The sequence below is a fragment of the Chitinilyticum aquatile DSM 21506 genome, assembly GCF_000430805.1.
GTDB classification, from domain to species: Bacteria; Pseudomonadota; Gammaproteobacteria; order Burkholderiales; family Chitinibacteraceae; genus Chitinilyticum; species Chitinilyticum aquatile.
Genome location: NZ_AUMS01000004.1, coordinates 111,013 through 133,447, shown reverse-complemented (window position 1 = coordinate 133,447; position 22,435 = coordinate 111,013). Strand labels below are relative to the sequence as shown.

Sequence of the window (22,435 nt, the reverse complement as noted above, 5' to 3'; positions counted from 1 at the left end):
CCATGAACTGGATCGACCTGCGCAGCGACACCGTTACCCCGCCCACTCCCGCGATGCGTCGCGCCATGGCTGAAGCCGAGGTGGGCGATGACGTCTACGGTGATGACCCCACCGTGCAGCGGCTGGAAGCGCTGGCGAGCGAATTACTGCAGAAGGAAGCCGCGCTGTTCGTGCCCTCCGGCACCTTCGGCAACCAGCTGGCGCTGTTCACGCACTGCCAGCCCGGCGACGAAGTGATCTGCGGCGAGGATGCGCATCTGGTCTGGCACGAGGTCGGTGCGGCAGCGGTGATTGCCGGCGCCAATCTGCGGCCGGTGCCGACGCATGCCGGCGAGCTGGGCGTTGACGCCATCCGCCCGCGCATCCGCCCGACCGGCGACATCCATCTGCCGAAAACCGCGCTGATCGCGCTGGAAAACGCGCATTCCAACGGTCGCGCGCTGCCTCTGGCCGGTATGCAGGCGGTGCGGCGGCTGGCCGCTGAAAAAGGCCTTGCCGTGCATCTGGATGGCGCGCGGCTGTTCAATGCGGCGGTGGCGCTGGGCGAAGACCCGGCGGCGCTGGCGGCCTGCGCCGATTCGGTGATGGTGTGCCTGTCGAAAGGGCTGGCCGCGCCGGTGGGCTCGCTGCTGCTGGGCTCGCGTGACTTTATCGAGATTGCGCGCAAGAAACGGAAATTGCTGGGCGGTGGCCTGCGCCAGGTCGGCATTCTCGCCGCCGCCGGTCTGCTGGGCCTCACCGAAATGCGCGCGCGCCTGGCTGAAGATCATGCCAACGCCACTGCGCTGGCTGACCTGATCGACGGGCAGTGCGGTATCTCAGTGCTGCGCGATCAGCTCGACATCAATCTGGTCTGGTGCCGCGTACCGGAGTCGCTGGATGGCGCACGGCTGGCGGCCGACCTGCTGGCAGAGGGCATCAGGATCAATCCGCCGGAAGACGGCCTGCTGCGGCTGGTGACGCACTGGGCGGTAAGCCGTGCCAATGTCGCGACTGCCGCGCAGGCCTTGCTCGTCGCACTGAAGGCGCAGGACGTGCGGTAAGCCGCCGTGTGGGCTGGGTTTGCGATGCCGCAAGTAGTCAGCCCGCGTTCGCGGTAAGCTTTTCCGCAACCCTGCCTGGCAGGGGAGGGCAGGTTCTCTTGATCCATCTGCAGAACCTGACGCATACCGAGCCTGCCGGAGAACCGCAGCAATATGGACGCGCTCGATCATCGCGAAGCCCGCATTCTGAAGCTGACGGACTTTATCGAATCCAATCTGGCCGAGGGCATTACCCTGCAGGGCATGGCCGAGGCCGCCTGCTATTCGCCGTTTCATCTTGACCGGGTTTTCGGTGACATCGTCGGCCTGACGCCGATGGATTACGTGCGGCAGCGCCGCCTGCTGTGTGCCGGCTTGCGCGTGCGGCACGAGAAAACCGGCCTGCTGCAGCTGGCGAACGAAGTCGGCTTTGGCAGCAACGCCAGTTTTTCCCGCGCGTTCCGGCAGTTTTTCGGCTTCAGCCCCCGCGACTGGCGACACGGCGCCTGGCGTGACTACCTGCGTCAGAGTGGCGCACGGTGGGACGCCATGGTGGCCCGCGAGCCGGAGATCTGGTACCGGCATGCCCGGCAATGGCAGGGCCAGGCCGAGGCCAATCGCCATGATGTGGGTGACCGCGTGCAGTTGCGCTGCCTGCGTGGCACCGCTACATGGGCCACGCGCTCATTCGGGCTGCCGGAAGGCATCTATGCACTCATGCAGCGCAATAATGCCACGATTGCCGAGCTGAACCGGCTGGGCCTCGCCGATGCCGCCTCGCAATGGGTGTATGTGTGGTGGACCGATAACGGCTTTGTCGCGCCCGGGCAATTCATCACCGAACTGTGCCTGGTCGCCAACGGCTCCCCGCCGCCCGGGATGGTTGCGCGCACGCTGCCCGGTGGCTGGTATGCCTGTCTCGATTTCGGTGAACAGAAAATGCTCAGCGCCTGGATTTACGAGGACTGGCTGGAAAAGCAGACCGCCTGGATTGCCGATGCCACACGCCCCATTATGACCATGATGCGCATGGACAATGGCGTGCAGACGTCCGGCAGCTACCTGATTCCGGTAAGGCGCAGCTGATGCTGCTGGCAGCCCTGGCGCAACAAAACGCAAGATCGGTTAAATGCTGCCTGCATACGGCTGGCAAACTTCGGAGTAGATTCAGCCCATTTCCAGCCTGGAAAAATCATGGAACCGCTTGACCACCGCATGTCGCGCATTCTGCAGCTGACGAATTACCTGGACCACAACCTGTCCAGCAGTGTTTCGGTCAACACGCTGGCGGCGCAGGCCTGTTATTCGCCTTTCCATTTCGAGCGCGTGTTCGGCGATGCCGTCGGCACCACGCCGATGGATTACGTGCGTCAGCGCCGCTTGCAGCGGGTGGCGCTGCGCGTGCGCTACGAGAGCAAAACCAGCCTGCTGCAGCTGGCGCATGAATGCGGTTTTGCCAGCAATGCCAGCTTCTCGCGCAGCTTCCGCCAGCAGTTCGGCTTTTCGCCCAGCGACTGGCGCCGTGGTGCGTGGCGCGATTATCTGCAGCAGAACCTGCAGCACATGCGCGAGCTGGAAGCGGCCGACCCCTCGCCGGAAATGAAGGAGTATGTCGAGCACTGGGCCGGCCTGCGCAGCCAGTACTGGGATGTGAGCAGCCGTGTGCAGATCCGGCGACTGGCGCCTTGCGGCATGTGGTATCAGCGCTTTTTCGGCCAGTGGGGGCCGGCGCTGAACCGGCAGGTCGAGGACTTGATCGTCGCCTGCCTGCGCAGCGGGATTGCCGGCGACAATTTCTGGGGCTGCGGGCTGAGCCCCGAGGACTCGGGCATTGTCCGCCCGGAAGATTCGGTCAATGATGTCGGCCTGCTGGCAGAAGGCCCGCCGCCACCGGGATTGCTGGCACGGCAGGTGCCGGGCGGGGTATACGCCATGCTGGAAACCTGCAACGAGCCGGTGACCATGCAGTGGATGCACGAGGACTGGCTGGAGCGCCAGAGCGTGTGGACGGCCGATATGTGCCGCCCCTACATCAGCCAGTGGCGCTGCAGCGCGGAGGGCGTGCGCGTACGCCTTTTCCTGCCGATCCGGCCGGTGTAACTTTTGTCCTGATAAATAGCCGGGTATGTGCTCAAGGCCATTTATTTGAAATGGTCTGATGGCCATACATTGGAATGTATGGTGGTGAGTGGCGGCAAATATGCCGCTGTGTGTGCGACAGCAGGAATCGGGTGGCTGGATGATGGGGCGCTGCCGCATACTGGCAGCCAGCCCTGCCTGAGAATGCCCGATGAATGCCGCTGACTTTTCTCCGCCCGCTCTGCCATCCGACCCGCACTATGCCGTGGTGGCGGACGCCATCCATTATCTCTGCGCCAATGCCGAGCGCCAGCCCGCGCTGCCCGAGCTCGCCCGTGCGGTGCAGCTGAGTGAAGCGCATCTGCAGCGGGTGTTTTCCGAGTGGGCCGGCATCAGCCCCAAGCGTTTCCTGCAATACCTGGCACAGGCGCGCGCCCGCCAGGCGCTGCGTTCGGCCGCTGATGTGCTGGCTGCCGCGCATGCAGCGGGATTGTCCGGCCCCGGACGGCTGCACGATCTGATGATTACCTGCGAAGCGATGACGCCGGGTGAAATCCGCCAGGGTGGCGCTGGTGTGACGCTGCATTATGGCTTCGCCGCCTCGCCTTTCGGCACGGCGTTGCTGGGCTGGACGGCGAGGGGCTTGAGCTATCTGGCCTTCTGCGCTGGCGACGAAGCCGGGCGGCTGGCTGAACTGGTGGCGCAGTGGCCGGCAGCGCAGCGGCTTCTGGATGAGGTGGGTGCGGCCGCCCTGATCGCACGGATTTTCCCGGTCGTACCGCAGCGCGGCACGCTGCATCTGGTGCTGCGCGGCAGCAACTTCCAGCTGCGCGTGTGGGAAGCGCTGCTGCGCACGATGGCGGGCGAACGGCTTTCCTACGGCCAGTTGGCGGAACAGATTGGTGCCCCGCGCGCGGCACGGGCGGTGGGCAGTGCGCTGGCGGCCAACAGCATCGGCTATCTGATCCCCTGCCACCGCGTGATCCGCGAATCGGGCGTACTGGGGCAATACCGCTGGGGCAGCGAGCGCAAGCTGGCGATGCAGCTGTGGGAGGAAGCCGGCTCGGCGCCGGCGGGAGGCGAGTGAAGCTCGCGATCTGGCTGATTCCCTTGCGGGCGAGACGGGCATCCGGATGCAGGGCGAGCGTTCACACGGAAACGCGGATTCCCGCTCGCGCGCCACTGGCGTTCCGGATCGGCAATGCGGCCGATTATTTTCACCTGATTATGTCTCTCTTTCAGAAATCCTTTTTGTCATGCCCGCGAAGGCGGGCATCCAGAGCGAAGCTTGGTTTCACACCCTCATCTGGATTCCCGCGTACGCGGGAATGACGATTCTGAAGCAGAGACATAGTCATATATTTCATTGGGTATATGGCTGCAGCCATTTCATTAAAAGGCATGAAGCCATATACCCATGATGATCCTTACTTTCCGTTTGCCTTGCGCAGCGCATCGAACAGCGTGTGCTGTGCGTCATCCTGCGTGATTTCCCAGATCATCACGCCGCCCAGCTTCTGCGCCTTCACGAATTTCACTTTCTCGGCCAGCGATTCCGGGTCGTCATAGGTCAGCAAATCCTTGCTGGCCGCGTTGTAGAGGTAAGGCGCATTGCCGGCCTCCTTGCTGCGGTAGAGTTTCCAGCCTTCCTTGCCCAGGTAGTTGCCGAGCTCGGCATAGGCAAACGAGCCATCGCCGCCGGCATTTTTCAGGCCGGGGCCGGACATCGGCTGCGCCAGCCCGTCACCCTTCGGGCCGGGGGCGACATTGCCGAGCGCACGGCCGTAGAAGGGCACGCCCAGCACCAGCTGTTCGGGTTTCGCACCCTGCGATTTGTAGTAGTCGATGGCCTTGCTGATCGCCAGTACCTGGCCATCCGGATCGCCCGGCACCGGGTGCAGTGCGGCCTGCAGCGTGGTCGTCTTGCTCCAGCCGCCGGCATAGTCGTAGGCCATCAGGTTCACCCAGTCGAGGCTGGGCAGCGCGCCCTTCAGATCGTAGCCCTGCAGTACCCAGCCACCGTTGAGCGCCGGCACGGCAGCGGTCAGCACGTACTTGCGCTTGTCGGCCTTGCCGGCGGCATCGAGCGCCGTGCGGAATTCGCGCAAGAGGCTGACCCAGTTCTGCAGATCGGCCGGGCTGGCATCCGCCGCGAAATCGCCGCCGGTGACCGGATGCTCCCAGTCCAGATCCAGCCCGCCACACTGCCAGTCACGCATGATGGCAATCGACGAGGCGATCAGCTTCGCGCGGCCGGCTTCCGTGCGCGCCGTCTTCGCGATGTTCTTCGAGCCGGTCCAGCCGCCGATGGCCCACATGCAGGTGAAGTCGGGATTGACCTTTTTCGCAGCAGTAAACTGCGCCTGCCATACCTTGGCTCCCGCCCTGGTGCCGGCGGGAATGAAGGCTTCACCGGCTTCGTTCACCTCGACAAAGGACAGGATGCCATGGCTGAGCTGCGGCAGGCGCTCGCCTGCCTTGGCGATGCTGGCCTCGTCTTTCCAGGTGGGCAGGTAGGAAATCAGCTTGTCGCCAGCCAGTACCGGGCCGGACAGGGCCAGCAGGCCCAGCAGTACCGCATTTCGCATCATCGTCTCCCTTGTGCCGCAGCATGCGGCGTGTCGATGGCTGGACTCTACGCCGCTGGCATGCCGGCAGGAATGGCCGGATTCGCCCCCGGCCTTGTCCGAATCGCGCAAGGCGGGCAAAGGCAGGGTATGTGCCAAAAACCCTTTTAAAGTAAGGGTTGTGCATTAATAGGGTGGTTGGTATTAAGCCTGCTTGCCCGTAATCCGGAACACATCGCACAGGTAGTTGAGGAAATTCACGTCCTCGCACATGCCCTTGCCCGGCGTGTCGCTCACCTTTGCCACCGGCTGGCCGTTGCACGCCACCAGCTTCATCACGATCTGCAGCGGCTCGTGCCCGCAATCGTTGGACAGATCGGTGCCGATGCCAAAACCCAGTTTCGCCCGATCCGCAAAATGGCGATACAGCGCAAACGCGCGCGGCAGATTCAGCCCGTCGCTGAACACCAGCTGCTTGGTCGCCGGATCGATGCGCATCGCCTCGTAATGCGCGATCACCTTCTCGCCCCAGGCAAACGGATCGCCTGAATCGTGGCGCAGCCCGTCGAACAGCTTGCAGAAATACAGATCGAAATCGCGCAGGAAGGCATCGGTGCCCACCACATCGGTCAGTGCGATGCCCAGATCGCCGCGGTATTCGTGCACCCAGTGCTCCAGCGCGTTCTTCTGGAAATCGCGCAGCCGCGAACCGAAGCTCTGGAAAGCCTGCAGGTATTCGTGTGCCATCGTGCCGATGGGCGTGAGGCCGTAGCGCATCGCCAGCAACACGTTGCTGGTGCCGCGAAACGCCGGCTGCGCTTCGGCAGCCAGCGTCGCCACCACCTCGGCATGCCAGTCGCGCGAAAAGCGCCGCCGTGTGCCGAAATCGAAAAACACGAAGGGATGGCGGCGCGGGGTTTCCCTGCCAAAGTCACGCAACTGCGCGAGTTTTTCCGCCAGCTTCGCGCGCCCGGTGGCCAGCGCGGCTTCTTGCGGGAACTGCCGGAAATACACCTCGTTGACGATGGCCAGCACATAAATCTCGAACAGCATGCAATGCAGCATCGGCCCGCGCACGCGGATCGTCAGCTTGCCGTTGTCCGCCACATCCACACGAATAAAGCGTCGCTGCAACTGGAACAGCCGCAGGAAATCGACGAAATCGGACTTGATGAAGCGCAGCCCGCCGAGATACGCCAGCTCGGGTTCGGCAAAACGCAGGCTGCACAAATGATCAAGCTGCGCGTCGATTTCAGTTCGGCAATCAGCGAGCGAATGTTCCGGCACATTGCGGCACTTGAACGCATACTCCGCCTGCGCCTGCGGCTGCTTGTGCAGGATCTCCTGCATCATGGTGAACTTGTACAGATCGGTGTCGAGCAGCGACTCGATGACGGGGAGGAAGGCGGGCATGGGCGGAAAGGCGTCGTGGGGTGAGGGGAGTATGCGCCGGATGAGATGGGCGCCGGAAGTGGGCATGCGGACGATTAGGTTACGCTAATCGTACCTACGCGGGCAGTCCTCGATTTTTCAGCATTTTAATCGCTCGTCCAAAGCCTTGTTCTGCGGATTTTTCAACCCAATGCCATCCTGCTGCTTCATTCGTTTCCAAAAAGCTACAGCCATTTATCAGCATTAATCCATAGTCATATTGGCCATGAGGGTCGCCATATTCAGCTCGTTGATAAATAAATCTCACGTTGCCAGTAATTGTGTTGATTTCCCAGTAATCTCGCTTGTTGCTCTGAATTAGTGCGCAAGCCTCGTTAGATATCCACTTTATATCACCTAGACATAAAGCAACTACGCCTAAAGTTGGTGTGCCTTTTGTTATGCTTGCACGAAATTCCTTGTTTTTTGATTTGTTGACGATGTATGCATTGATTGTGAGGTCTTCACCAAGCGTCCACTCTATTGATATTTTTGATCTTCTGTCTGGAGAGCTTTTTTCTTTCCATTTCGCCTTTATGGTGAAATGGTCTTCGATTATTCTTTGCTCAATAGCATCTAGTGGTGTTGGCTCGATTTCTAGAAATTGTGCAGCATACTTTATTTCGTTGAAAACTTGCTTGGTGAAATTCTCTTGCTAGGCTTCGTTATCTATGCTGGAGAAATTTCCAATGGTGTCGCTGTGAACTGTCAGGGTGTCAAGAAGCTGTGTGGTTTTTCGCTGATCTGAATTTTCTATTACGATTTTCCCAATTCCATTGAATGGAATTTTTAAGTTGCTTATGTGGTGCGACACTATGCTTGTGATTGAGTATGCTCCGATGGGTGTGGAGTCGGCTTGGGTGTGTGGAGTGTGGTAATCAAATAGTCTTTAAATATTTTGACATTTAAATGTTCGCTTTGGGCAGTGAATTTCCAATTGCTTCAATTGGTACCCCCGTTGGGTGCACTTCTTCCGCTGGTTGTTTTTCCTGCTTTTTGAGCCCGCGTAGGTACGATTAGCGCAGCGTAATCGTACGCATGTCAATCGCCACACCAGTCAGCGGGAGCAATTCGCATCAGTACGGCACGGTAGTCTGTTGCGGCACTCAGTTTGCGTCATGCCTTGACTCTAGTCAGCGACCGTGCCCCAAATTACCCGCTAGCCCAGATCAGATTATACTGGCCAGATGCGAGCCGTCAGAAAATTGACAGCCGAACGTTTGCCTTTTTCCGGCCCTTCCTGATGAAAACACGGAATCGATGCCTTGCCGTCTTGTTCTTGCTGCTGGCCTTGCCGGCGCTGGCTTGCCGCGTGCTGGTCATCGAAAGCTATCACCCCGAATTTGCCTGGGATGCGCAGTACAAGGCGGCCCTCGCCACCGCATTGCCGGAGTGCCGGCTGGACAGCTTTGCACTGGATACCAAACGCCAGCCGGAATCCGCCTGGCCAGCCAGGCGGGATAGTGCCCTGGCGTATCTGAAGGCCAATCCGGCCGATCTGGTTGTGCTGGGCGATGATGCGGCGGTGAAACTCCTTGCCGCTCCTCTGGCCGGCACCAGCGTTCCGGTGGTGTATCTGGGGGTGAACAATAACCCGCGCATGTATCCGCTGGGGAGTAACTGTACGGGTGTGCTGGAGCGGCCGCTGGTGCGGCGCAATATCGCCCTGCTACAGGAATTGCTGCCCGGCGTCAGGCAGGTGGTGTTGCTGTTTGACCGTGACCTCACCGCGCAGGTGCTGAAAGAAGAAGTGCTGGGCAAGCAGGATGAGCATGAGGTTGCCGGCATCCGTGTGCGGGTACAGTATCTGGGTACGTTTGCCGAATGGCAGTCCGCCGTGCGTGCCGTACCCGGTGATGGCAGCGCGGCCATCGTCGTGGCGACCTATCAGGCGCTGCGCGATGAAAAGGGCAAGACGCTGGATGGCAATGCGGTTCTGTCCTGGACCAATGCCAATAGCCGGGCACCGCTCTTTGCCTTCTGGGAGCACGCAGTTGGCGCGCAGGGCGCGATCGGCGGGATGGTGGTCAGCGGGCGCGAACAGGGCCGGCAAGCCGGACGCATTGCGCGAAAAATCCTCTTTGAACACGTGAAGCCGCAGGAAATCAATCCGCAGATCGGCAACAGCAGCGATTTTGTCTTCAGCCGAAGCCAGCTGCAGCGCTTCAGTATCATCCTGCCGGAGTGGCTGGCGAAGCAGAGCCGTTATCTGGATTGAGGTTGCCGCGGGTCTTTCAGGCCAGTTGCAGAAAACTCTCTCGTGCGGGAAATGATCTAGCTTGCGCATTAGCCGGATTAGCGTAGCGGTGATTGCTGCGCTTGAGCGTGATCAGTCGCGTTCCTGTGGAACTGGCACGAAAAGAGCCTTGGAAAATTCTTTGGTTATGCTGATTCCTGTGCCTGCTGGAGCAGAACATACAGGGACTGCTCTGCCCCAAAACGGCACAATTTCCTTTCCAGCTTGAAGCCCAGCCGTGTCAGGAGAGTGCGGGAACGGACATTCGCGGTCTGTGTTTCAGCCAGAAGGCTTGAAATACCCAAGTGAGTAAAGGCATGTGAAATAACGGCACAGGAGGCTTCAAAGGCATACCCACTGCCCCAGTGGGCAGGAAGAAATTCGAAGGAATACTCGCTGAACCAGGGGCTGTGCCACGGGCAAATACTGACTATGCCTAGAAAATCAGCAGTCTCACGTTTTCGCACCGTGAGAAAACGTGAAGGAAAAATGCTGTGATTTATTGGCTGCGCCATCTGCTGCAGCCTGATTCTTGCCTGCGACTCCGATAAGCCTCCGCCAAGGTATTTTCGGACATCGGAATCGGCCAGCAGTTCCATCGCCGCGTCAATGTCCTTTTCCGAAAAGGATTCAATACTGCAGTGCCGGCTTTCGAGGACAATGTGAGTTTCACAAATAGTATTGACGCGGGAAGAACGAGCCCGAATTTTCACCGCGATGCTTTCCGATGAAGGAAGAATTCGCATGTGATGGACCATGTTTCCCCATCATCTTCGGTTTCGCGTCCGATCCAGTGGAAAGAATCAGCGGTTATTTCGGTAAAGCACCACTGGCATCGCAAACCAGTTTTCGTGAAATATTCCTGAACAATATCATCCCCCGCTTTCCGGCCGGTCATGCGATTAAATGCTTGCGTGACCGGATTGATCCAGGTGATAGTCTATTCATCCCGATCCGGATCGTAGACACGAAAGGTTGTCCCATATAGATTTTCCGGAGGTAGAGCGGTAAGGCGATCTTTTCTCGCAGGGGCAATCCATACATCCTGAATTGCACGCCCTTCCAACACCCAGTCGAACACAACCTCGCAACTTACTTCGTCGACGCCATTCGGGGAAGGAAACCGGTCAAAACCTTCCCACGCACCAACGAACTGACCATAAAGCATCATCTGTTCGGGATAATCAGAAACAGGGGCGTTTGCATGAAGGGCGGAGAGCATTGGAGATGAAAACGGAGGCATGGGATAGTTATGCGCGGATAAATAACAGTCGATTTTATCGATCCGCTATGAGCTAAGGAATCGCCAGATCATGCACTGATATTGACCGAATCACGCAATATTGGCTTTCTGGGCGCATCCGGAACGATCAAACTGGTTTTCTCTGGAAGTGGCTCAGAGATCCTGGCGAGATGATGTTGCCAGCTTCATTCCCTTACTGGTCAATTCCGCCACAAACGCCTCGCCGAATGCCTCGAAGCCCGGCACCGGGCTGCTGCAATCAGTTAAGAGCATAAAGCGGTCAATGCGATCCGGCAGTTGCGCGGCGAGGTCGCGCACGGTGCTGGCGACGCAGTGCGACAGTGCTTCGCCGGCGATCAGCAAGGTGTCGGCCTGTGCCAGTTGCGCGAGCCACGCGGTGTCGGGGTGCGTGGTGGGATCGTGCGGGTCGGGCACTTCGGCCTGGATGGCGGAGTAATGCTCGGTGTGCGGATTCATGCCCTTACTGACGAAGTTCACCGTCTTGAGCTGGCTGCGACTCCAGTTGTGCAGCGCGGCGAGCACGTCCGGCTGCACGGTGTGGCCGGGGCTGCCGGCTAGGCAGTGCTCGGGCCAGATGACGAGCTGGTATTTGCCGCTGGCGGCCAGTGCGTCGACATACGCTACGCTCGCCGCCTGCTGCGCGGGGTCGCGCGCCAGCCAGATCCCGGCGTGCACCTCATTCGCGGTGATGACGGTGAATGGCGCAGGCGGGTTGCCCGCCGCATCGCGCCACCAGACCGGGTGGGCGATGTCGAGCGGCTGGTGCGTGTCGAGCGTGACGTGAATCGCGCCGAGCCGGTCGCCCAGCCGGGCTATCAGTTGTGCTGCCCGCTGCAGGTCGGCATTGGCGCCGGCCACCGGCAGCGCCGCGCCGGGCATATCGCAGAAGTCGTATTGCGGGTCGATCAGCAGCAGCTGCGTGCGCATGGCATTTCCTTTCAGCGAGTGAAGGGCTAGCTTATCATGATGACGGACAGGTGAAACTGGGGCGGGATATTGCAATGACGCTGGCACTATTACTGATCATGGCTGCGCTGGGGGTTCTGTATGCCGAGCTGTTTCAGCGCGCGCGCCGGCTGGTGCTGCGTTATTACCCGGATTTCGAGCTGGAGAACGAGCGCGAGCTGCGTGAACGGCATTTCAATGATCCGCGCCTGATCGTCAGCCAGTTCAACAGCGAAACTAGCGGGGTGACCGACCTGATTTTCTCGCAGGCCGACCGCCATGCAATTCCGCCAGAGGACCACTGGGTGTTCAATGCGCTGTATCTGGTGATCATCGCCATGCTGGCCGATCTGGGCGCGATGTTTCTCTACGCCTTCCTGTTCTGAAGCGGAACCGGCTCTCCATCGATGCGAGCGCCAGTCCATATGAGCGAGGCTCCAGAATTGGCATTGCCTTTCAGGGCTGATAAGCTTCCTTGCTTACCCATCCAGCCCTCAGTGCGCCATTCATGCCGGAAATCACGCTGACACGCGATAGCGGCTACGCCGACCGCCTGCGCAACTATCAAGTTCTGATCAACGGCAAAACAGTGGGCGCCATTGCCAATGGGAAAACGGTGACATTCACCGTTGAACCGGGCACGCACACGATTCAGGTCTGCCTCGATTGGGCCAAGACACCGGTCATTACCTTCCAGGCAACAGAAGCAGGCAATGTATTCTCGGTGCGCAGCAATCTGCGTGGCTGGAAAATCATGCTCACCATTGCATACATGTTCATCCCTTCGGAATGGATTGTGCTTGAGCAAACCCGGTAATTGCCATGTATGTAGATGCAGGCTCTGATATTAAGGGCCTGTAGGTCTATACCCCGTGAGTCTAGGCGATGTCGCTGGCCAGCTGTTGCACGGTGGCAAACAGCGTCTGCAGCTGCGCGGGGATGGCCGCACGACCCTTGATGTCGGCGGCTTCGGCAATTTCCAGCGCCATGCCGGGCTTGCTGTTGTAGCGCAGCGCACGGTTGATGACTTCTTCGTCGGGCAACGGCTCTTGCCGGGCCAGTGCGGCTTCGTGCCAGGGGTTGCCATTGGTTTTCGGTGCGATGGCCGCGCGGAAGGTGTCGGCGAAGCCGTTGTCCCACAGGAAATGCTCGATGTCGCGGCTCGGCAGCGCGGTGATGTGGCGGGCCGCATCGCGCCCGCGCAGCAGTGCCTGCGTGCGCTGGTAGTACTTCTGCCCGGCATCGTCGCCGTCGCACAGCACATGCCAGCGGATGCCGAGGTGGTCAGCGAATTTGATCAGGGGCGATAGCCCGGTCTGCGCGAATTCGACGCAGCGGATGCCTTCCACCGCGAAATGCACGCCGCAGATGCGCGCGAGTTCGGGCAGCAGCCAGAATTCGGTTTCGCCTTCCACCAGCAGCCACACACGGGCAAACATGCTGCTGGCGCGGTTGCTGCGGATATGGAACGCCACCTTGCGCGCATCAGCCATCGACAGTGCGGTTTCCGCCAGCTGGTACACCTCGATGTGCGCGGGCTGGCGCACCAGCCGGCGCAGCGCGTGCTGCGGAAAGCTCGCCAGCAGGTCGCCGCTGTTGGTGGTGACGACTTTCTGCAGCGGCAGCTGTTCGATCAGCCCCCACATCATCGCCAGCTGGATCGGGTGCAGATGCGTTTCCGGGTCTTCCATCAGCAGGATGGGCTGCGCGTCGGCATGCAGCGGGTGCTCGCCACGCGCAGCCAGCAGCGCGCCGAGCAGCATCAGCAGGGCCACGCGGCGCAGGCTGGAGCCGGAACGCTGCGCGAGTTCGATCAGGCTGTCTTCGCTGCGAAAGCTCAAGGGCGCGGCGGCAATGTCCTCGGCGGTGCGCTGGTCGGGCGCGGTGTGCTGCAGCAGTTGCCGGTGCTCGTGCAGCAGCGTCTGCATGGCGGCCAGCCCCGCGCCGAGTTCTTCCGGGTGCAGCTGGTGCGGCAGCGACAGGATGCGTTCGAACACGCCGCGTACCGCATCGCTGGCCGGGCGCGGCTCGACATCGGGCGGCGGGCGGTTGGCGAGCCGCGGATGCTCCAGCCAGTCGGTGAGCATCATGTCCTTGAAGCGCAAGACCGGATGCAGGCGGATCAGCGTGTCGAGCAGGGTATCGGCATCCGCCACCGCCACTTCGTTGCCGTCGGTATCGAGAAAGCTGCGGCGCGAGCGGCACTCGCCGTGGCCGAAACGCTCGGCGGCAAAGCGCACGACGAGCAGTTGTTCCGACCCGGCCGCCGGCAGGCACAGCGGCGCCAGCCGGGTATCCGGCAGGGTTTCGCCTTCGCGCAAGGCAAAGCTGAGCGTGATGTGCAGGCGTTTGGCAATGCTGGAGCGGTTGTTGGCCACGCGGTGAAAGTCGTCGAGCGTGAACAGCGGCTGCCCGGCTTCCGGTGGCGTGAGGCAGCGCGATAGCGCGACGATCAGGCTGGTCTTGCCCCAGTTGTTTTCGCCGAACAGCGCCGTGGCCGCATCGCTCAGCGTCAGATCGATCTGGCTGATGCCGCGGAAGTTGGCAATCTGGATGCGCTGCAGCTGCATGCTCCAAGTCCGGTGAGAATCAATGGCAAGAGTTTCATCCAGAATGCAGCGGCTGACAATCGGCCGGCCAGCGGCGCTGCAAGCTGTCCCGTATTGTAAACCGCGGCCGGGTGGCGCACGATGCAGTCATTCTTCCCCACTTCGTCAAAGTCAAAGGAGTTGCCATGAAGCTGTATTACGTTCCCGGTGCCTGCTCGCTGTCACCGCATATTGCACTGGCTGAAGCAGGACTCGACTACACGCTGGAGCGCATGGACTTTGCCACCCACACGACGGAAAGCGGCCGCAATTTCTACGACGTGAATCCGATCGGCTGCGTGCCGGCACTGGAATTGCCCGACGGAGAAATCCTCACCGAAGGCCCGGCCATCGTGCAGTACATTGCCGATCTGGTGCCGGAAAAGCATCTGGCCCCGCCCAATGGCACACTGTCGCGCTACCGTCTGCAGGAGTGGCTGAATTTCCTCACCTCCGAAATCCATCAATGCCTCAGCCCCTTCTTCAGCGACGAAGTGCCCGACAAGAGCAAGACACTGCTGCTGGAACGGCTGGCGCTGCGTTTCGCGCGGCTCAACCAGGTGCTCGGCCAGCATGATTATCTGCTGCGCGAATTTTCCGTCGCCGATGGCTACCTGTTCACGCTGCTGGGCTGGTGCGATTACCTGAAAATCGACCTCTCGATGTATCCGGCGCTGACTGCGTTCCACGGCCGCGTTGCCGCGCGCCCGGCGGTACAGAAGGCACTCAGGGAAGAAGGACTGATCTGAGTGGCAGGCATCAGCCGCAGGTAACAAAACAGCCCGGCATTGCCGGGCTGTTTTATTGGGTATGTGCTCACAGCCATTATCAGTAAATGGCTGCAGCCTTATATGCAACAGGGTATTAGTTGCCTTCGGTCTTCAGTTCGGCTTCCAGCTTCGGCAGGCGGGCATTGAGCTCGACGACGAAGATGGCCAGCTCGGCGGCAATCGCTTCCTGCACGTCCACATCCGCCGGCAATTGTTTCTGCAGTTCGGCGGTCGACGCCGGCGCCGACAGCGCCATCACCAGCGACAGCAGCGTCGCGGTGTCTTCCTGTTCGAAATACGGCAGCCAGACTTCTTCCTTGAAGAGCTGCATGCCGATCACGAAACCGGTGCTCCAGCCGCTGCAGTCGGGCTTGCCATCCTCGTCGAAATACAGCACCGGATCATAGGCTTCCGCCGGGTTTTCAGCGGCCAGTGCTGCCGCGATTTCGTTGTAGAAGCGCAGGATCAGCGCGGTAATCAGCTCGGACTCGGCTTGCGACTCGAATTTTGGCGGCGCATCCGGGCCGCTGATGCGCGGCATCCAGTTCTGCGGGTGCAGCTTCACTGGCGAGAGCTGAACGGCGGTGAGATAGCCGTGCAGCATCGACACGTCGAGGCCATCCTGCTCGCTGTGGCGGGCGAGGAAGGCATCCAGCTGGTCAAGTTCGGCTTCGGTAAGGGCGGGGCTGGCGGTAGTGTTCATGCGGGCATTCCTGGGCGGGTGGCAGGGCTGCCACGAATGCCGGACAGCATACCGTCAAAGCGGGGCTGGAGGCCAATTCGCGCGCGGCAGCTGCGGCCTTTCAGTCAGCTCCTGCCGGGTGTGCAAGCTGGGCTTTCAGCTCGTCCATGCCGCCACCATTCACCACCTTGCGGTAGCCTTGCTGTTCCAGTAGCTGCTGTGCCGCAGCAGCACGACGGCCGCTGCGGCAGTACAGCAGGATGGTGCTGTCCTTGTTCAGTGACCTGATGTGCTGCAGGCCACTGGCGATCTGCTCGACCGGAATATTGATGGCACCTTCAATGTGCCCTGCGGCGAATTCGTCCACCGAGCGCACATCGATGATCGCTGCGGGTTTGCTCCCCTGATAAAGCCAGCCCTCGGTTGCCAGTGCGAATCCGGCAAGGCCGCTCAGAAACAGTGCCAGCAGGAATTTTTGCATGAGAGGGGACTCCCGTTGCACGCCCCGCTACGGGGGCATGGTTCATTTGGGCTGTTTTTCCGGCCGCTGCCAGCCCGCCAGCGTGACCTGCCGGGCGCGCGCGACGGTGAGCTGGCCAGCAGGTGCATCCTTGCTGATGACCGAGCCCGCGCCGGTGGTGGCGCCATCGCCGAGTGTCACCGGGGCGACGAGGCAGTTGTTGGAGCCGACGAAGACATTGTCGCCGATGACGGTGCGGAATTTGTTCACGCCGTCGTAATTGCAGGTGATGGTGCCGGCGCCGACGTTGGTATTGCTGCCGATGCTGGCGTCACCGATGTAGCTGAGGTGGTTGACCTTGCTGCCCGGGCCGATGCTGGCCTTCTTCACTTCGACAAAGTTCCCGATGTGTACGCCGTCTGCCAGCTCCGCGCCGGGCCGCAGCCGCGCATAGGGGCCGATCAGGCTGCCGGCACCGATGGTCGCTTCTTCCAGATGGCTGAAGGGGTGGATGACGGCGTTATCGGCGATGCTCACGTTTTTCAACACGCAGTTGGCGCCGATCTGGACATTGTTGCCGAGGGCAACCTGGCCTTCGAACACGCAATTGACGTCGATGCTCACATCCATGCCATGCTCAAGCGTGCCACGCAGATCGAAGCGGGCAGGGTCGAGCAGCGTGACGCCGGCCTTGAGCAGCACCTCGGCCTGATTGCGCTGGTGGATGCGTTCGAGCGTGGCCAGCTGCAGCTTGTTGTTGATCCCTTCGGCTTCCCAGTGGTCAGCCGGATGCACGGTGGCAATCTCGATGCCGTCGCGCACGGCCAGCGCGATCAGGTCGGTGGCGTAATACTCGCCCTGCGCATTGTCGTTCTTCAGCTCGGACAGCCAGCCGGCGAGCCTTGCGGTTGGCAGCGCCAGAATGCCGGTATTCATTTCGCGGATGGCCGCTTCTTCCGGTGTCGCATCCTTCTGCTCGACGATGTGTGTCACAAAACCTTGTGCGTTGCGCACGATGCGGCCGTAGCCGGTGGCATCGTCCAGGATGTCGGTGAGAATGCCGAGCTTGCCGCCGGCACTGGCTGCCAGCAGTTGCTGCAGCGTGGCCAGCCGTGTCAGCGGCACATCGCCGTACAGCATCAGCGTGGTATCACCAGACAGATGCGGCAGCGCCTGCGCCAGTGCATGGCCGGTGCCGAGCTGCTCGGCCTGCAGGGCCCAGGCAAGGTCATTTTGCCCGGCAAAGCATTCCAGCACGGCTTCGCCACCAAACCCGTAAACGACGGTGAGCTTGCGCGGCGCCAGCTGGCGCGCGGTATCAATCACGTGGCCCAGCAGCGGCTTGCCGGCGATGCGGTGCAGCACCTTGGGCAGTGTGGAATACATGCGCGTGCCTTTGCCGGCAGCAAGGATGACGACATCGAGAGTCATGATGGTGCGAAGCCCGGAAACGGAGAATGCGGGCATTCTAGCGCAATTGCCAATGCAGTCCGACACGGCGTATTACCTACAGTTTTCCGGGCATCGATTGGGAATGGGCTGTTTTCCCTCCTACAATGAAGGCCATTAATCCGGCTTTTGTGCAAGAAGGGAAAACCATGACGATCACATTGCGAGTGATACTGACCGCCTGCCTGATTACGGCGGCGGGGCTGCTGGCCGTGCTGCTTGGCAGCAATGCCGGCCTGTTTGCCTGGCTGATTGCCGGTGGCACACTGCTCGTGATGGCAATCGTGCTTGGCCTGCTGCTCAAGCCGGCGCTGGCACCGTATGCCGCGCTGGAGCAGGCGCTGGACGAGCTGGGGCGCGGCAGCAACAACCTTGACATGCGCCTGCCCGTTAGCGGCTCTGGAACGGGTGCCAAGCTGGCACAGGATTTCAATACCTTTCTTGCCGGCACCCAAAGCATCTTCCGTGACGTTCAGCGCGAAATGGAAGGCCTGGCGCTCGGTCTGCACGAGCTGACCGCGGTGACCGGGCAGATGACCAAGGACACGCGTACCCAGTCCGATTACGCCTCGTCGTCGGCAGCCACCATCGAGGAAATTACCGTCAGCATTTCGCACATTGCGAGCAATGCCTCCGACATGGATGCGGTGGTGGGTGAAACCGAGCATCTGTCGAGCGGCAGCGCATCGAGTGTTGGCCGGGTGGCCGAGGAAGTCGAGCGAGTCGCCGATTCGATGCAGAGCCTGGGCCAGACGATGGACGAGCTGTCCCGCAGCTCACAGGAAATCAGCGGAATCGTCGGTGTGATCAAGGACATTGCCGACCAGACCAATCTGCTGGCTTTGAACGCCGCGATCGAAGCGGCCCGGGCTGGCGAGCAGGGGCGCGGGTTTGCCGTGGTGGCCGATGAAGTGCGCAAGCTCGCCGAGCGCACCAGCCAGGCAACCGTCGAAATTGCCCGCCGTATTGATACCGTCGGCAATGAAACGGGTCAGGCCGTGACCAGCATGAAGAAGACTGCCGAACAGGTGACGCAGGGCGTCGAGCGTGCCAACGAGGCACGCGCAGCAATTCTCGGCATTCGCGACCGCATGACGCAGGTGGTGGGGCTGGTGCGGGAAATTGCCGAAGCCACGCGCGAGCAATCTGAGGCAACCACGTCGATTGCCGCGACGGCCGAGCACATCAACACCATGACACAGGCCACCGACGCGGCGCTGAATCATGCCAGCAAGAGCCTGAAGGGGATCGACGAGCGCGCCGGGCGCCTGCTGGAAATCGTCGGCCGCTACAAGCTGGCCGATGTGGAGGTGCTGCACTGGTGGCTGGCATCGAGCGAGGCGCGTGCGGTATCCGAAATCAAGACGCGACTCAATGCCATGGGGCACCACTGGATGGATGTGCATGGCTCCGGTGACCCGATGGCTTCACTGAAACAGCGGGTCGAAAGTGGCAATGCGCCGACGGCGGCGGCAATCGGCGGCGTGAAAATCCAAAACTGGGCGAAGATGGGCGTCTGTGCCGACCTCACGCCGCTGGCGACCGAGCAGCAATGGTCGCGGGTGCTGCCGGCGGTACTCGATAAAATGATGCAGGCCGATGGCCGCTATGTGGCCGTGCCGCTGGGCGTGGCGCGTACCAACATGATGTGGGTGAATGCCGGCCTGGTGAACCGCGTCGGCGTCCGGCAGGCACCGGGTGACTGGAACAGCTTCTTTGCCCTGTGCGAAAAGCTGAAACAGGCCGGCATTCCGGCCATTGCCCACAGCGAGCAAAGCTGGCAGGTCGCCACCGTTTTCGAGGCGCTGGCGCTGGGCCTGGGCGGTGCGCAATTCTATCTGTCGGCCTTCAGCAAGCTGGATCAGTCGGCGCTGACCGGTTCGACCATGATCCGCGCGCTGGAAACGCTGAAGCAGCTCAAGCCCTACTGCACGGTGGATTCGGTAGGCCGGGACTGGAATCTGGCGACCGCTGATGTGATCACCGGCCGGGCCGCCTTCCAGATCATGGGCGACTGGTCCAAGGGCGAGTTTGCGCAGGCGGGCAAGGTGCAGGGGCAGGATTACTACTGCTGGCCGACACCGACCCAGAATGGCGAATACAGTTTCGCTGCCGATACACTGACCATGTTCCGCCAGAACGATCCGCGTTTTGCCGCCGCGCAGCGCGATTTCGTGACCCTGCTGATGAGCAAGGAAGGGCAGGAGGTGTTCAACTATCACAAGGGCAATATCCCGGCGCGTACCGATGTCGACCTGTCGCGCTTCGACGATTACGCCCGCCAGTCGGCCCGCGATTTCGCACAGGCAGCCGACAAGCAGGTACTGGTGCCAAGCTGGGCACACAATATGGCGGTACAGGATGATGTGCGCGGCGCATTCTTCGATGTGATCGGCGAGTACTGGGGATCGAGCATGAGTGCGGCAGATGCGGCCCGCCGTCTTGCCGTGGCAGCCGGCAAGCGCAGTTGAGCGCTCTGCAGACAACGTGAAGCAGGCAGCAAAAAGCCCCGGCAGAAACCGGGGCTTTTTACTGGGGCAGGGCTGGTTTACTCGACGCGGCGCGTGCTGATGCTGAAGGTGCGTGACAGCAGCGGCGTGGCGCTGTTCAGGCCGAACCAGCGATCAAAGATGGCCGCGGCCTCACCGGTTTTTTCCATGTCGGCCAGAGCTTCATTCACCCCCTTCTGCAGATCCTTTTCCCCTTTGCGCAGGCCAATGGCGAAGATGTTCATCCCCAGGCTGAATTCCGAAATTTCAAACTGGCCGCGGGCATTGGCCGGCAGACCGTTGCGCAGGGCCGCCAGCACCGGGCCGTCGCCGGCAGCGCCGTCGACCATGCCGCTCTGCAGCGCCCTGACGATGTCCGGGTTGTCTTCGAACTGGACCAGCTTGGCGTTCGGGAAATCCTTGCGGAGCACCTTGGCGGTGCTGGACGAGGCGAGCACGCCCAGTGTTGCCCCGTTCAGGTTTGCCTCGGACTTGAAGCGGCCTTTCTTGCCCAGGATGCGGTCTTCGGTGACGAAATAACCGACGCTGAAATCGATTTCCTTGTCCCGCTCGATGGTGCGCGTCAGGTCGGCCACCACCAGATCAACCTTGTTCTGTTTCAGTGCGTTGAGACGCTCGTCCGAATCGATGGTGATGAACACGGGCTTCACTTTCAGGCGCCTGGCAACGCCCTGTGCAAATTCGATGTCATAGCCCTTCAGGACGCGTGTTTTCGGGTCCATCTGGGCAAACGGCGGCGAGTTCTCCTTTACCCCGATGCGGATTTCGCCCTTGCCCTGCAGCTCGGCCAGTGTTGCCGCCGAAGTGTTCAGAGCCAGTAGCAGTACGGCTGCAAATAAGCAGGATTTCATTCCCTTTCTCCATGGATGTCCACGTCGTTCGATGCTGTCTGTATAGCCGAAGGCGGCAGCCTTGGCCTGGCTTCATTGAACACCTGGAGACTGGACGGGTGAGGCTTGCCAGGCAGGGCGGCTTCGGTTTTGCGGCGCAGCCCTGCATTCCCTGTGTTCGCATGACGGCCGAGCTTTGTTTACCGGGCACTGCATCACGATGCAAGCTGATGGTAATCATTTTGCCGCGGCAGGAGAATGCGGGTAACAGTGTACGGGCGCCTGTAATGGCAGAGGCCGCACCGCCGGCAGGCAGGGGAGAGGCCGCATGTGGCAGCCCTTGGCTGTGCGGGGTATGAAAGGCGCTGCGCTGTGCAGATATTAGCGGCCTGCCGGCAGCACCATATTGTCGCGGTGAATCAGTTCCGGCTCATCAATGTAGCCGAGCGCCGCCTCGATCTGCCCGGTGGGCAGGCGCAGGATGCGGCGGGTTTCCGCCGCGCTGTAGTTGATCAGTCCGCGCGCGATTTCCTGGCCATCGGCGTCAACGCAGCTGACCACTTCGCCGCGCAGGAATTCACCTTCGACTGCCGACACGCCGATCGGCAGCAGGCTGGAGCCGTTTTGCTTCAGTGCGCGTACCGCGCCGGCATCAAGGACGACACGGCCGGCCAGTTGCAGGTGGTCGGCAATCCACTGTTTTTTCGCCGCCAGCGGACAGGTATTGGCGGTCAGCTGCGTGCCGATGCGCTCGCCGGCGGCAAGGCGGGTGAGCACGTTTGCCTCGCGACCGCAGGCGATGATGGTCGCCGCGCCGCTGCGCGCCGCACGCTTGGCGGCGATGATCTTGGTGTACATGCCGCCGGTGCCGACACTCGACCCCGCGCCACCGGCCATGATTTCCAGCTGCGGATCGCCGGCAGTGGCATCCTGCACCAGCGTCGCGGCGGGATCCTTGCGCGGGTCGGCGGTAAAGAGGCCGGTCTGGTCGGTGAGGATGATGAGCGCATCGCCTTCGATCAGATTGGTCACCAGCGCCCCCAGCGTGTCGTTGTCGCCGAATTTGATTTCGGCGGTGACCACAGTGTCGTTCTCGTTGATGATGGGGATGACGCCGAGATTCAGCAGCGTCAGCAGCGTCGAGCGTGCGTTCAGGTAGCGGGTGCGGTCGCGCAGGTCTTCGTGCGTGAGCAGTACCTGCGCGGTGTTCAGATTGTGCTGGCGAAACGCCTTTTCATAGGCTTCGCACAGGCCCATCTGGCCGACGGCGGCGGCAGCCTGCTTTTCGTGGATGGCGGTGGGTTTTTGCGACCAGCCCAGCCGCGCCACGCCTTCGGCAACGGCGCCGGAGCTCACCAGCACCACCTGCTTGCCCTGCTTCATCAGCTGGGCGATTTCGCTGGCCCAGCGCGCCAGGGCATGCGCATCCAGGCCCTTGCCGTCGTTGGTGACAAGGCTGGAGCCGACCTTGACGACGATGCGGTGGGCGGACTGGATCAGGCTGGGCGACATGGCGATATTCCGGCAATAGCAGGGTGGTGAAAGGGGCGGATTTTTGGCCGACATCAAGCGCCGGGCAAAGCCCGGAGCCAATCACTGTTG

Annotated in this window: 20 protein-coding genes; 9 read left to right on the top strand and 11 right to left on the bottom strand. The window is 61.2% G+C overall.

The window, feature by feature from the left end; all coding sequences use genetic code 11:
* Nucleotides 1-2 precede the first annotated feature (2 nt).
* From ltaE to H559_RS0103345, 4 genes are all read left to right on the top strand, one after another.
* Nucleotides 3-1,043, top strand: a complete 1,041-nt coding sequence (gene ltaE / locus H559_RS18685; protein ID WP_051278878.1) for a low-specificity L-threonine aldolase — start codon at nt 3-5, stop codon at nt 1,041-1,043.
* A gap of 153 nt (nt 1,044-1,196) precedes the next feature.
* Nucleotides 1,197-2,108, top strand: coding sequence for a helix-turn-helix domain-containing protein (locus tag H559_RS21340; protein WP_028451526.1), 912 nt, complete (start codon nt 1,197-1,199; stop codon nt 2,106-2,108).
* A 108-nt stretch (nt 2,109-2,216) separates the two neighbouring features.
* Nucleotides 2,217-3,122 carry a helix-turn-helix domain-containing protein gene (locus H559_RS21335; RefSeq protein ID WP_028451525.1) on the top strand — a complete coding sequence of 302 codons (906 nt, stop codon included), beginning with the start codon at nt 2,217-2,219 and terminating at the stop codon, nt 3,120-3,122.
* Nucleotides 3,123-3,312: 190 nt separating this feature from the next.
* A complete protein-coding gene (locus tag H559_RS0103345; protein ID WP_051278877.1) occupies nt 3,313-4,188 on the top strand; it encodes a methylated-DNA--[protein]-cysteine S-methyltransferase in 876 nt (291 codons plus the stop codon).
* Nucleotides 4,189-4,528: 340 nt separating this feature from the next.
* Here the strand turns inward: H559_RS0103345 and H559_RS0103340 are convergent, their stop codons facing one another.
* Nucleotides 4,529-5,689 carry a glycoside hydrolase family 18 protein gene (locus tag H559_RS0103340; RefSeq protein WP_028451523.1) on the bottom strand — a complete coding sequence of 387 codons (1,161 nt, stop codon included), beginning with the start codon at nt 5,687-5,689 and terminating at the stop codon, nt 4,529-4,531.
* Nucleotides 5,690-5,872: 183 nt separating this feature from the next.
* Nucleotides 5,873-7,081: a nicotinate phosphoribosyltransferase gene (gene pncB, locus H559_RS0103335; protein ID WP_028451522.1), complete on the bottom strand. Its 1,209-nt coding sequence runs from the start codon at nt 7,079-7,081 to the stop codon at nt 5,873-5,875.
* A gap of 1,261 nt (nt 7,082-8,342) precedes the next feature.
* Here pncB and H559_RS0103325 point away from each other — a divergent pair.
* On the top strand, nt 8,343-9,317 hold the full coding sequence (locus tag H559_RS0103325) for an ABC transporter substrate-binding protein (RefSeq protein WP_034639570.1): 975 nt from the start codon (nt 8,343-8,345) through the stop codon (nt 9,315-9,317).
* Nucleotides 9,318-9,481: 164 nt separating this feature from the next.
* Here H559_RS0103325 and H559_RS0103320 read toward each other — a convergent pair whose 3' ends face one another.
* From H559_RS0103320 to H559_RS0103315, 3 genes are all read right to left on the bottom strand, one after another.
* Nucleotides 9,482-10,081, bottom strand: a complete 600-nt coding sequence (locus tag H559_RS0103320; protein ID WP_162143288.1) for a GNAT family N-acetyltransferase — start codon at nt 10,079-10,081, stop codon at nt 9,482-9,484.
* A gap of 194 nt (nt 10,082-10,275) precedes the next feature.
* Nucleotides 10,276-10,578, bottom strand: a complete 303-nt coding sequence (locus H559_RS22525) for a hypothetical protein (protein ID WP_155845273.1) — start codon at nt 10,576-10,578, stop codon at nt 10,276-10,278.
* A gap of 153 nt (nt 10,579-10,731) precedes the next feature.
* Nucleotides 10,732-11,526 carry a cysteine hydrolase family protein gene (locus H559_RS0103315; RefSeq protein WP_028451519.1) on the bottom strand — a complete coding sequence of 265 codons (795 nt, stop codon included), beginning with the start codon at nt 11,524-11,526 and terminating at the stop codon, nt 10,732-10,734.
* A 74-nt stretch (nt 11,527-11,600) separates the two neighbouring features.
* Between H559_RS0103315 and H559_RS0103310 the strand changes: the two genes are divergently transcribed.
* Entirely contained in the window at nt 11,601-11,930 is a 330-nt protein-coding gene (locus tag H559_RS0103310; protein ID WP_028451518.1) for a hypothetical protein, read from the top strand.
* 89 nt (nt 11,931-12,019) lie between these two features.
* Complete coding sequence (locus tag H559_RS18670; protein ID WP_155845272.1) at nt 12,020-12,361, top strand: hypothetical protein; 342 nt, start codon at nt 12,020-12,022, stop codon at nt 12,359-12,361.
* A gap of 61 nt (nt 12,362-12,422) precedes the next feature.
* Here H559_RS18670 and H559_RS0103300 read toward each other — a convergent pair whose 3' ends face one another.
* Nucleotides 12,423-14,114 (bottom strand): DUF2813 domain-containing protein, encoded by a 1,692-nt coding sequence (locus H559_RS0103300; RefSeq protein WP_028451517.1) that lies wholly within the window; start codon nt 14,112-14,114, stop codon nt 12,423-12,425.
* Between the two features lie 164 nt (nt 14,115-14,278).
* On the opposite strand from H559_RS0103300, the gene gstA reads away from it, so the two are divergent.
* The gene (gene gstA, locus H559_RS0103295) at nt 14,279-14,881 is read left to right on the top strand and encodes a glutathione transferase GstA (protein ID WP_028451516.1); all 603 of its coding nucleotides are present in this window, start codon (nt 14,279-14,281) and stop codon (nt 14,879-14,881) included.
* Nucleotides 14,882-14,996: 115 nt separating this feature from the next.
* On the opposite strand, the gene H559_RS21330 is transcribed toward gstA, so the two are convergent.
* From H559_RS21330 to glmU, 3 genes are all read right to left on the bottom strand, one after another.
* Nucleotides 14,997-15,605, bottom strand: a complete 609-nt coding sequence (locus tag H559_RS21330; protein ID WP_028451515.1) for a UPF0149 family protein — start codon at nt 15,603-15,605, stop codon at nt 14,997-14,999.
* A 100-nt stretch (nt 15,606-15,705) separates the two neighbouring features.
* On the bottom strand, nt 15,706-16,065 hold the full coding sequence (locus tag H559_RS0103285; RefSeq protein ID WP_028451514.1) for a rhodanese-like domain-containing protein: 360 nt from the start codon (nt 16,063-16,065) through the stop codon (nt 15,706-15,708).
* A gap of 42 nt (nt 16,066-16,107) precedes the next feature.
* Entirely contained in the window at nt 16,108-17,511 is a 1,404-nt protein-coding gene (glmU, locus tag H559_RS0103280; protein ID WP_245579328.1) for a bifunctional UDP-N-acetylglucosamine diphosphorylase/glucosamine-1-phosphate N-acetyltransferase GlmU, read from the bottom strand.
* Between the two features lie 131 nt (nt 17,512-17,642).
* Here glmU and H559_RS21325 point away from each other — a divergent pair, with 131 nt between their 5' ends.
* Nucleotides 17,643-19,964 (top strand): extracellular solute-binding protein, encoded by a 2,322-nt coding sequence (locus H559_RS21325; RefSeq protein ID WP_211230887.1) that lies wholly within the window; start codon nt 17,643-17,645, stop codon nt 19,962-19,964.
* 77 nt (nt 19,965-20,041) lie between these two features.
* Here the strand turns inward: H559_RS21325 and H559_RS21320 are convergent, their stop codons facing one another.
* Both H559_RS21320 and proB read right to left on the bottom strand, forming a co-directional pair.
* Nucleotides 20,042-20,854, bottom strand: coding sequence for a transporter substrate-binding domain-containing protein (locus tag H559_RS21320; protein WP_028451512.1), 813 nt, complete (start codon nt 20,852-20,854; stop codon nt 20,042-20,044).
* A gap of 360 nt (nt 20,855-21,214) precedes the next feature.
* Nucleotides 21,215-22,345: a glutamate 5-kinase gene (gene proB, locus H559_RS0103265; protein WP_028451511.1), complete on the bottom strand. Its 1,131-nt coding sequence runs from the start codon at nt 22,343-22,345 to the stop codon at nt 21,215-21,217.
* Nucleotides 22,346-22,435 lie beyond the last annotated feature (90 nt).